Origin of the sequence: Acinetobacter sp. WCHA39 (assembly GCF_002165385.1) — a bacterium.
In the GTDB taxonomy this organism is placed as follows: domain Bacteria; phylum Pseudomonadota; class Gammaproteobacteria; order Pseudomonadales; family Moraxellaceae; genus Acinetobacter.
In genome coordinates this window covers 1-11060 of record NZ_NHRP01000016.1, presented here as the reverse complement: position 1 = coordinate 11060, position 11060 = coordinate 1, and the positions used below count along the sequence as shown (strand labels likewise).

Annotated in this window: 11 protein-coding genes and 2 tRNA genes; 6 read left to right on the top strand and 7 right to left on the bottom strand. The window is 38.1% G+C overall.

What is annotated here, in order from left to right:
* The first annotated feature begins 4 nt into the window (after nucleotides 1-4).
* A tRNA-Arg gene (locus CDG56_RS09575) sits at nucleotides 5-81 on the top strand.
* Nucleotides 82-343: 262 nt separating this feature from the next.
* Nucleotides 344-420: transfer RNA gene (locus CDG56_RS09570), tRNA-Arg, on the top strand.
* A gap of 59 nt (nucleotides 421-479) precedes the next feature.
* Here CDG56_RS09570 and CDG56_RS09565 read toward each other — a convergent pair.
* The gene (locus CDG56_RS09565) at nucleotides 480-1778 is read right to left on the bottom strand and encodes a hypothetical protein (protein WP_087547772.1); all 1299 of its coding nucleotides are present in this window, start codon (nucleotides 1776-1778) and stop codon (nucleotides 480-482) included.
* A gap of 360 nt (nucleotides 1779-2138) precedes the next feature.
* Between CDG56_RS09565 and CDG56_RS09560 the strand changes: the two genes are divergently transcribed.
* The gene (locus CDG56_RS09560) at nucleotides 2139-2636 is read left to right on the top strand and encodes a YcxB family protein (protein WP_005156231.1); all 498 of its coding nucleotides are present in this window, start codon (nucleotides 2139-2141) and stop codon (nucleotides 2634-2636) included.
* A gap of 33 nt (nucleotides 2637-2669) precedes the next feature.
* Nucleotides 2670-3311 (top strand): fumarylacetoacetate hydrolase family protein, encoded by a 642-nt coding sequence (locus CDG56_RS09555; RefSeq protein WP_087547727.1) that lies wholly within the window; start codon nucleotides 2670-2672, stop codon nucleotides 3309-3311.
* A gap of 91 nt (nucleotides 3312-3402) precedes the next feature.
* Here CDG56_RS09555 and CDG56_RS09550 read toward each other — a convergent pair whose 3' ends face one another.
* Nucleotides 3403-4653, bottom strand: coding sequence for a YihY family inner membrane protein (locus CDG56_RS09550; protein WP_087547726.1), 1251 nt, complete (start codon nucleotides 4651-4653; stop codon nucleotides 3403-3405).
* 112 nt (nucleotides 4654-4765) lie between these two features.
* On the opposite strand from CDG56_RS09550, the gene wrbA reads away from it, so the two are divergent.
* Nucleotides 4766-5365, top strand: coding sequence for an NAD(P)H:quinone oxidoreductase (gene wrbA, locus CDG56_RS09545; RefSeq protein WP_087547771.1), 600 nt, complete (start codon nucleotides 4766-4768; stop codon nucleotides 5363-5365).
* A 32-nt stretch (nucleotides 5366-5397) separates the two neighbouring features.
* Here wrbA and lgt read toward each other — a convergent pair whose 3' ends face one another.
* A complete protein-coding gene (lgt, locus tag CDG56_RS09540; protein ID WP_087536474.1) occupies nucleotides 5398-6210 on the bottom strand; it encodes a prolipoprotein diacylglyceryl transferase in 813 nt (270 codons plus the stop codon).
* Nucleotides 6211-6331: 121 nt separating this feature from the next.
* Here lgt and CDG56_RS09535 point away from each other — a divergent pair, with 121 nt between their 5' ends.
* Nucleotides 6332-7114 (top strand): NRDE family protein, encoded by a 783-nt coding sequence (locus tag CDG56_RS09535; protein WP_087547725.1) that lies wholly within the window; start codon nucleotides 6332-6334, stop codon nucleotides 7112-7114.
* Nucleotides 7115-7154: 40 nt separating this feature from the next.
* Here CDG56_RS09535 and CDG56_RS09530 read toward each other — a convergent pair whose 3' ends face one another.
* The 4 genes from CDG56_RS09530 to tatA form a co-directional block, all read right to left on the bottom strand.
* A complete protein-coding gene (locus tag CDG56_RS09530; protein ID WP_087547724.1) occupies nucleotides 7155-9143 on the bottom strand; it encodes a PhoX family protein in 1989 nt (662 codons plus the stop codon).
* A 183-nt stretch (nucleotides 9144-9326) separates the two neighbouring features.
* Nucleotides 9327-10094, bottom strand: a complete 768-nt coding sequence (tatC, locus tag CDG56_RS09525) for a twin-arginine translocase subunit TatC (protein ID WP_087547723.1) — start codon at nucleotides 10092-10094, stop codon at nucleotides 9327-9329.
* Nucleotides 10091-10531 (bottom strand): Sec-independent protein translocase protein TatB, encoded by a 441-nt coding sequence (gene tatB, locus CDG56_RS09520; RefSeq protein ID WP_087547722.1) that lies wholly within the window; start codon nucleotides 10529-10531, stop codon nucleotides 10091-10093. Before tatB ends, tatC begins: the two co-directional genes overlap by 4 nt.
* Before the next feature lie 12 nt (nucleotides 10532-10543).
* Nucleotides 10544-10759 (bottom strand): twin-arginine translocase TatA/TatE family subunit, encoded by a 216-nt coding sequence (tatA, locus tag CDG56_RS09515; RefSeq protein ID WP_087536479.1) that lies wholly within the window; start codon nucleotides 10757-10759, stop codon nucleotides 10544-10546.
* Nucleotides 10760-11060: the final 301 nt, after the last annotated feature.

Genomic DNA, 11060 nt, shown 5'->3' with positions numbered 1-11060 from the left:
TAATGCGCTCATAGCTCAGCTGGATAGAGCACTTGGCTACGAACTAAGGGGTCGGGAGTTCGAATCTCTCTGAGCGCACCAACTTAATAGAAAAAACCGCTTAATTGCGGTTTTTTTGTGCCTGTAAGTTGGAGTAGTTAAACTATAAAATATCTATTTGATGTTCAAATTAAGGCTCTTCATTTTTTATTAACAATAAAATCAGTTGTTTATGTTGTTTTTAAATATAATAACTCTTGCGTTGTAAACTTGTAACGATCAATCTATCACCATTTGATTTCTATTTTATTAAAAAACACTTATCAATAGGGGAAAAATGCGTATAATGCGCTCCATCAAATATGCGCTCATAGCTCAGCTGGATAGAGCACTTGGCTACGAACTAAGGGGTCGGGAGTTCGAATCTCTCTGAGCGCACCAATTTGAATTTATCGAAAGATAAAGTGAAAAAAACCGCTTAAATGCGGTTTTTTTGTGCCTTACATTTTTGCTTTAATTTTCTGAACAAACACAGTATTACCACCAACTGCGGGGAGTACATCATGATAGGGTAAACTTCGCATAGCCCTTAATAAAAAGGGTGCTTTTTCATCAATTTTCATTGAACTGGTTATTTTAAATAAACTTCCGTGATTCAATTCTGTAGCAACCATTTTTCCTTTAATCAATCGTAAATCACCACCATTGGCATAAAAGTTATTTTCAACAGTATTTGGATAGTTGAAATGCAGCTTAAATGCAAAAGGAATATTAATCACACCTAAACCCACATTCACTTGAATATCCGCATCTTGACCCTGATTTTGGATTGGAGAGGTGATGATTTTCTTGATTTGTCTTGGAAATAATTCTTGATAGGCTAAAGGGTTTAACCATTTATTTAATTGCTGTGTTGGCTGTTGATAAAATTGATAGGTGGTGGTGAAGCGCATGGCTTCACGTCCATGGGTGTACATGATGCTGGTTGGAGCATGCAGAAAGCTAATGGGTTGCTGTGCATTTTGACTCAGTTGTGCAATCTTAGCCAATTGAGCTTCATTTAATTGAGGGCTTGCTATTTGTCCTGAATTTAAGGCAACGATATTCTGTTTAATAAAGCGTGTTCGAAGTGATTCTAGGATAAAAGCATTGGTTGAGCTCGGAATCCCTAATTTGACCTCTGGAATCGCATTCAGAATTTTTTTAAAAATAAAACCTTTAGGTTGATTTAAATCTCCCCACTGGGTGAGCGTAATTAAAGTTCGATGATCATCTAAGGCAAACCATTCAAACTTTCCTAAACCGTATGGAATAGGAGAATCAATCACTAAACTGGAAATACTGTTCGATTTAATCTGATGCTGTAAGGTAACGTCTTCATTAAAATTGAGCACTGGAATAGGCGTTGGAATGGAGACACGATATTTCATTTTTACAGTATTGCCAGATTGTTCTAGTATTTTGGCCGATTTAAGTGTTGGAAATAGACCGACATAGTGATTAAAGTCAGTCAGGGTCTTACTAACCTGTTGTACATTGGTAGGAACAATAAGTGCTGCGGATGTAAAACTGGCGTTTTGTTGTGAATTGGATTTGAGAGTGGGGAGGTTAGTTTTAGTTGTTGGATGCGCATAAATGAAAATATTATTTTGCGTGTAGCTTGCCAAAAGCTGGGGGTTATTTTGAAAAGGTTGTAAAGCGCTTGGGATATTGTCATTCCAAGTCAGCATTTGTGCAAAGCAAGTTTGCGTTATGCTAAAAACAAGAGTCGTTAATATAAATCCATTCAAATAAAACATCACATTCCTTTGATTTTTCTTAGTGATATAGTCAGTGGCATTCATCAGTAAATCATAGAGCCTTGCTATTAATAAAAGTTTTTTTGTTTAAAAAACAGTCGTATTGTGTAAAACTTTCTTGAGCATCGAAACCTTAGACAAAGCGTTATCTATGCAAGTAAATACTTATAGCGGTTAATGTTGATCAGTTAAGTGTAATTTGATTATTACTGAATTAGAAATTCCATCTCTTTGTTAAAAAGCAACTTAGAGTAGTGCTACGCCGTATTTGAATTTTGTATAAAATCGCTATAAATCTGATTTACGCTCAAGTCATTTATGTTCTAATAGATGAGTTTTTTCAAATCTTAGAAATCAAAAATGTCTGAACAACGTCCAACTGTATCTGTGCGCTATTATCTTAATTTAGAAGAATCACAAGATGGTTTTGCTCTTGTCACTTTTGGTAAAAAGACCTTTAGTCGTTTTCTAACACCTGTTATTAGTATTGCAATTATTGGTTGGGGAATCTATTTAGGTTTCTCAGACGTTGGTCGTTATTACGTTGCATTAGGTGCTTTTTTTCTGATTATGCAAGGATTGATGCGCTATTGGTTGTTACCGATGTTGTTTAAACGTCAATTTGTTCGCTACCAATTTGGAAAAAGTGAGCAGGGAATTGACCTCTATCAAGATCATTTTGAACTTTATTCAACAGGTAAAAAGCAAATAGCGCAGTATGCTGAGGTGCAATCTTTTGCAGTTGGAAAGCTCACGTATATGTTAGAGCTGAAGAATCATACCGTCATTATTGTTCCAAAGCGTTCATTCAATGATCCAGCAGATCAAACCAAATTTGAAAATAGTTTTAAAAAATAACTTCATTCGCGATTTAAGGAACAAGGAGCTTTTATGAGCACACGTCCGTCAAAAATTGTTTGTGTAGGCAGGAATTATGCTGAACATGCGAAAGAACTAGGTAATGCAATTCCTGATCGCCCAATTTTATTTATCAAACCACCAAGTAGTTTGAGTAGCTTAGCCCAAGGTGCCCGTTGGAATCAGGCTTTGGGTGAATGTCATTTTGAATGTGAAATTTGTTTGCAGATCGCACACCCATTGTCGCAGGAAACCAATCCAAGCAAAGCTTTAGAAGCGATTGGTGCTGTGACTTTAGGGTTGGATTTAACTTTACGTGATTTGCAGAATGACTTAAAAGCGAAAGGGCAGCCTTGGGAGCGAGCAAAAGCTTTTGACGGTGCATGTATCTTGGCAGACTGGGTTGAAGCAGATGAAATTGGCGATTTACAAGAGTTAGAGCTTGTTTTAATGATTAATGGCGTTGAACGCCAACATGGTTTTAGCCAAGACATGATTTTTGATATTGGTGCATTATTGGTTGAAATTAATCAGTCCTTTAGTTTGGAAGCGGGTGATGTGATTATGACGGGTACACCTGCTGGCGTCGGGGCATTACACCCAAATGATCAATTAACCATGAAACTAATAACCCAATCAGGAGAATATCATTGGGATACATTTGTTCAAGCATAATGATTAAAAACAAGTGCTGTTAATAAATAGCTTCTACCTAATTTCGTATAAGCGAGACAGTAAAAGAAAGACCTCTGTTGAGGTCTTTCTTTTACTTCTGTTCAAAGATCGTCGAAAGAGGAATCGAAAGTTTTGCAGCTAAATAATCATTACTCTCGATGAGGGCTGGGCCAAGTCGTTCCATCCATTCATCATCTTGATGGATATTGGCGACATCATGACGTAATGGCAGGGGATAAGGGAGTGCTGTAAAAAAGCTCCAGAAATCGACTTGCGCAAGATTTCTAGCCAATACATACTCATCGTTGTCTGTACGTTTGACTAAATTCTGTTTTTCTAACTGTAAGATATATGCAGGTAAACGTCCTAATTCACCACGTCCAATAATCCCAAGAAGTTCTTGTTCACTGACACTTTCTCCAATTTGTTGCTTTTTATAAAATAACTCCAATATGTCTAATAACATTAAGATAGGATGACGCTTTTGTTCTTTATCTGAATGAAAAGCAGTCAGTGCATAACTGATTTCTACGCCTAATAAGATAATGTTCCAAGACAAATAAATCCACAGAAGGAAGATTGGAACAGCAGCAAAAGCACCATACACAATTTCATAACTGGTGAAATTACTCATAATCCAGCCAAAGAAATTTTTTAAAATTTCAAATACTGTTGCGCTAAAACATGCAGCAATAACAGCGGAAAGAATAGGGACGCTACGATTAGGAATGGTCCAGTAAAGAATGAAAAAGCCAACAATTGTAAGTAGGAATGAAATAAGCCATAAAAGGAAGGAGCCATCTAATTGATAGCCCGCAAAATTATTGCTCAGAATATTCATTGAGGCGACAGTAGATGAAAGTACAAAAGCACTGCCTAGAATGATTGGACCTAAAGAGATTATTGTCCAATAACGCATAAAACCAACAAGACCTGTTCGAGTTTCTTTGACACGCCAAATACGATTAAAGACATTTTCGATTGAGGTGAGCATAAGTACGGTGGTCACAAATAGAAATAGCACCCCAATAATTGTGAGATTACTGGATTTATCTGTAAATGCGTTCAATGCTTTGTCAAAGGCAATGGTACTTTTTGGTAAAAAATTACTGTAAATCAATTGCTGTAGTTGTTGTCGAGCAGGCTCTAAAGCTTTAATTGAGGAGATAATGACTAAGAAAACGGTCAGCATTGGAACAACTGCAAACAAGGTGGTGTAGGTGAGTCCTCCAGCTTGTTCTCTACAGCGATCAGCTTCGAAACGCCGTAACACAAATACAATAAATTGAAACCATGTTTTTTCTAAAAAAGGCAGATTTTTTAGATAACGATTTAAGATCATGGGTTCTATCCTAGTTATTTTTAATAAAATCCTGTGTCAGCACAGGATTAATTACGGCTCAAAAGAGGAAAAATGTCGTATAGTGTTCTTTTTAACAAAATTTATTAAAGTGATGCAACCTTACGTTCTTGTTCTTTATTACAGTAAATATGGTTCAACTCGAAAAATGGCTCATCTAATTGCCGATGGAATTGAGTCTTCTGGTATCACAGCTCGTATTCGAACCGTTCCTAATCTCGCAACTGTTGTTACCCAAGCAGAACCGAGCATTCCTGCAGAGGGGGATGTTTATTGTACTTTAGATGATTTGACGTATTGCTCAGGTTTGGCACTTGGTTCACCTACTCGCTTTGGTAATATGGCGAGCGAGATGAAATACTTTTGGGATCAAACCACGAGTTTATGGTTGAATGGTGCTTTGCATAATAAACCAGCATGTGTTTTTACTTCTTCTGGCTCGATGCATGGTGGGCAGGAAAGTACTTTGCTTAGCATGTTACCGCCATTATTCCATCATGGTATGTTCATCATGGGGTTGCCAAATTCAGTTCCAGCCCTGTCCAATACCAAAACAGGCGGAACACCCTATGGTGCAAGCCATGTCAGTGGCCCTCGTCATGATCAAAGTTTGAGTGCAGATGAAAAAGTATTATGCGAAGCGCAAGGTAAACGTTTAGGTGATGTCGTAAAAGCGTTGTTAGGAAAAGTTTAGATCTAAAAATGGGAGCATCTGCTCCCATTATTTTATTTTTTAATTTGCCAATCGTAGATTTTTTTCTGATAGGCATACCACATCATCCACAGTCCAATCAGTAACATTGGTACAGTGAGAATCTGACCTTTGGTCATCCAACCGAATAGAATAAAACCTTGATCTGCATCGGGCTGACGGAAGAACTCCATAAAGAAACGTGCAACTCCGTAGCCCATTAGGAATAATGCTGAAACCGCCATACGGGGACGTGGTTTAGCACTAAACCACCAAAGTATGATAAATAGAATCAGACCTTCACAGAGCGCTTGATAAATTTGCGACGGATGGCGAACTAAACCTAAAGGATCAGTTGGAAAAATCATACCAAATGGATAGCTAAGGTCTTGAACTTGACGACCATACAATTCACCACCAATAAAATTACCGATACGACCAAACATCAAACCTGTCGGTACACAGGGTGCAATAAAGTCCAAGGTTTGAAACCATGTTTTCTGATATTTCTTACACCAGAATAGCATGGCGATCATGACACCCAAGAAACCGCCGTGAAAGCTCATTCCACCTGTCCAGACTTGGAATAACCAAAGCGGGTTTTCTAAGAATTTGCCAAACTCATAAAACAAGACATAGCCAATACGACCACCAAGTACGACGCCTAGAGCGCCATAAAACACCAGATCGGAGACCATATCGGCAGTCCAACCATCACGTTGTTTAGCACGATAAGAGGCTAAGCCCCAAGCGCATAAAAATGCCAAGAGATACATCAATCCGTACCAGTGTACCTTGACTGGCCCTAAACTCAGTGCCACTGGATCAATATTTGGATAGGTCAGCATTGCTGTTCCTCAATTTAGAATTTGAAATTAAGTTTTGAGCAGATTGTAGCGGAATGATGTGAAAAATGTTGTACATTCAATGTGAAAGTCAACAGACGCTAAATGAGTGAAAACAGGATCAATGTGTATTGTCGCTTTTGCATGGTATGTTCTTGATGATATGCCCTTGTGTTTAATTTCAAATCGTGATGAATTTTATCATCGACCAAGTACTGTTTTACATCGATGGGATCACAGTTCGATAATTGCTGGGCAAGATTTACAGTCAGGTGGGGCATGGATGGGGGTCACTGAGTCTGGGCGTTGGGCAATCGTGACTAATTTTCGCAATGGACGAGATAAGAACCAATATTCAACTTCACGTGGACATTTAATCCAGTCTTTTTTAGAAAGTGATTTAGCCCCCTTTCGTTTTGCACAACAATTAGAACAGCAACAACAGGACTACGCTGGTTTTAATTTGTTTATCGGTGATCGAGAGCAAGCGGTTTATATGAGTAATCGGGGGGAAGCACCACAAGTCTTAGCGAATGGTGTTTATGTTGTTTCCAACGGTTTAATGTCAGAAGATTGGGAGAAAACCAAACATTTACGTAAACGCTATACGCAAGAATTTTTACCAATGTTGCAACAATCAACGATTACAGAATCTGATTTGCAATATTCAGTCTGGGATATTTTGGAAGATGAACGAAAAATTATTCCAGATTTGTTACCTGATACAGGGATTAGTGTGGAGATGGAAGCGTTGCTGTCCTCGACTTTTATCCAAAGCCCAATTTATGGCACACGCTGTTCAAACTTCTTAAGGCTTGATTCAAAACAATGGCATTGGCTAGAGAAAACACAGCAAGGTGAGCAGCAGGGGCGTATTATCGAAATGAAAGCAGATCTATGGAAATAAAAATACCGACAAGGCTGTCGGTATTTTTTATCAACCAAATTTATTTAGCAGAGGTTGTCTTTTCAACCGATGGCAAAACATCCGCCGTGATATAGCCCACGCACGCGCTAAAGCCATTGTTATAGTTTTTTAGCACTGCTGTTTTTACATCTGCTGGAATCTTTGAGCTGTCGCCTGGATGCTGGAAATTGCTCATGATATAAGTCCAGCCGTTGACCGAATCCACCGCATGTAAACCTGTTGACTCTGCACCTGCTGGAGTAGAGAGGATACGATCTAAAGACTTAGTATCAACATTATATGCCCATAGGAAGTTATTGGTATGGTTACCACTGTCTTCACCAATGAATAATGTGCGTAAAGTTTCAGAGAATTTTAAATTGTCTGGGCTTGCAATATTATTTGGATCTGCCGTGTTACCTAAGCTATCCACAGTAATATCTTTACCCATAAGAACCATATGGCTTTGGTAAGGTGTCCATTCACTATTGATCACATTATTAAGATGATCAACTTGGCTACCTTTGAGGTCATGTCCAAGGACACCACCTGCTTTTAGCGTGCTCTTAAACTTAACATTATGTGATTCAACCCAAGCTGCATTTCCACCAATCATTGATTCTTGAATATTGGCAAGTGCAGAGTAAGCAACTTTATCTTTAATATTTACGGTAGTACCTTCCATTTTTGTGAAAGCCATACTACCGCCTTTTAGGGCAGCATATCGATGTGTTTCTAGGAATGCAGCAGCAAGCTCAATCTCAGCTTTGCTAAAGCCATTGTTGGCTTCTTTCAGTTTAACCCACAGCGATTTTCCATCTAACACAATCTTGGTATAACCTGTTAAATCAGCTGGTGCTGTTTTCAAGCTTTCCATAATGTTTTCAGATTTGATTCCTCGAACATTCACGAGGTCTTCGATGGTCTTACTATCAGTATGACCTAACTTGATCCATTTGATTGCGGCGGTAGAGGTCTCATTCAATTCTGATGTGTATTTCGCAACATATAAAGTTCCAGCAGATAAGTCTTTTTCTTTGTCTGCAATAAACATGAAGAAACCACCGTTAGTGTAATCGTCACCCATGATTACAGTGCGGTTATCTGGCATGACTTGAATCAGTTCATGTGAAATACGACCTAAGCAGTAGTGTTTAACTGCTTTTGCACGCCCTTTGCCATCAAGGATGATTTCTGGCAAATGACCATAGTTATATGCATTTGCAGTATTTTCATTGCCATATAGATTTTTACTATATGCTTTGAGCATTGCCAGATCTGAACCGATTTGGTCAAATGCATCAGGCTCATATTCTTCACTTGAAAGGTGAGTATTCCACGGAGAAAGGCTAGCACCACAGGTGATCCATAGACCATGAACTTTAGACATATCGACATTGTGGTATTTCTTCAATGCCAGATGACCCGTCTTTTGATCCTGATCCAGCGTAAGCACCGCAATTGGTGATGGCAACTTGCCGTACATATTTTGATTTGCCAGATTTTTAGTCGTGTATTCAAATTGAACAACGTGGAATACAGGGTTAGCCACACCAGATACAGAAGCGCCATTGATGTGGATTAAAGATGAACCATCAGGAGAGTCAGAGAAAAACTGGCGTTCTTGACCGATTACAGAAGTATCTTTAATCGGTTGATTATTAATATCATAATAACTACCTGCAATGATTTTTCCACCATCGATATTGTCGACTAGAGTACCTGTGCGGAAAAACTCTTGATAACCTAATTTGTATTCTGTGGTTGTATTATCATCCCACGTAATGGTCAAACCAGATTTAACTGAGGTTGTCGCCATATCGGCAACAGTTGAAGGCGCTGCCATCGGTGTAAATTTAGCATTTTTAAATTTTGCAGCAGGTACGGTTGGCGTAACGGTAGTATCGTTATTATCATTGCAACCTGCTAAAGCTGCTGCTGTGCCCATTGCCCCTAGTGGTAAAAACGGAACACCCGCGAACCACTTTAAAATATCACGACGACTTGGCTGATTTGTATTGGCTGTCATAATAAATCCATATCTTTAATAAATGGTAAATAAATCTAGATTGATTTTATGTTTGATAGATGACAATTTTTTGACACTTTTAAGGCAGTTTGAAGACAATTTAATTTTTATAAATATATGAAAAATATAAGTTTAAAAATACAAAAATCCCTGAGATTATTCAGGGATTCAACAGAGATATTATTATTCTGAAACTGCTTTACGCTTTTCTAATATTTTTCCAAAAAGTAAACCGATTTCAAATAGCATCCACATCGGAACAGCCAGCATAATCATGGATAAAGCATCAGGTGGGGTAACAAACATCGCCACGAAAAAGCATCCAACAACAATAAAACGGCGTTTTTCAATGAGGCTTTGTGTACTCACGACACCAATCAAAATCAACACTAAAGTAATAATTGGAATTTCAAAGGTGAAGCCAAAGACCAGAAATAGCTTTAGACAGAAACTCAAATAACTATTGATATCTGTCATGGGCGCTACAGTTTCAGGCGATACGCTAATAAAGAAATGCAGGATGGCTGGCAAGGTAATGAAGTAGGCAAAAGCCACTCCTAAATAGAACAACACAATACTGCCCAACAATAGGGGAATGGCTAAGTGGCGTTCTTTCTCATATAGCGCAGGTCTGATAAATGACCAAACCTGATAAATGATGTAGGGCATTGCCAGCATAAAAGCGACAAACAGGTTGAGCTTAAAGGGGGCCATAAATGTCGCCGTGACATCTGTGGCGATCATGCTTGAAGTGGCTGGCAATTGCTGCCTTAGCGGTTCAGACAGCCATTGATAGGTCTGGTTTCTAAATGGCAATAAACAGAAAAATAGAAAAATTGTTACCCCAACAATCTTAAAAAGATATTGGCGAAGTACGATTAAATGCTGCATGACCGGCATTTGTTGTAGGGTTTCTTCAGTACTGACTGAAGTTGATGGTAATTGGCTCATACGGCAATCTTTAATTCGTTATCAAACTGATTCAACGATGGGTATGCTTCCATACCAATCACAGATGATTTTTGGTATTGAACACAAAAAGGAATAATAGAACTTGAGTGATATGGCACATAGCGAATCGAATTTTGAGGTTTAGTTACTGATGGCGCAGTCTCTACCTCATGATTTTGAGTTTTTAATTCATCTAATTGTTTTTGTAGCCGACGTTCAAGCTCAGTAATCTTTTCAATTTCTTTTTGCATTTCTTCCCGAAACTCGGAAAGTTTTAGCTCACGATCAATCTCATTCTGAACGTTGTTGATAAATTTTTTAATTTTCCCATACCATTTTGCTACGAACCGTGCAGCTTCAGGTAATTTATCAGGACCGAGCACCAGCAATGCAATAACTGCAAAGCAAAAAATCTCAGTCATTCCCAAGTTCAGCATAATTCCGCTCGCTTAGCTTTTTACTGAGCTTTCAGCATTTTTAACTTGAGCATCAATGGTACGAGGCTCATTGAGTGGCGCAGTAACTTCATCTTCTTTAATAGACTTTTTGAAATCTTTAACAGCACCACCAACATCTTTGCCTAAATTTTTAAGCTTTGATGTACCGAATAGTAAAATCACCACAATTGCAAAAATAACGACGTGCCAAATTGATAAACCAGCCATAATTCTATTCCTATATAACTTTGGTTATATCTGAACAGTTTGGCATGACAAAGATGTGACACTTATATTGCAATTTTGCGACAAAAAATTATGAGATTAAGTATGTTGATAGATAATTTTTTACTTTTTGGTTTGTAATCAATATTTCGTTGAAGTGAGTTTTTACTCATTATTCAGTATTTTTATTCAATCTAGGGTCTGTTGAGAATTAACAAAGGCAACTGATTAATTTATAATAGTACTATGGATAGATACATACTTACTGATGCCCAATGGGCAAAAATGGAACCTTTTTGCCTAG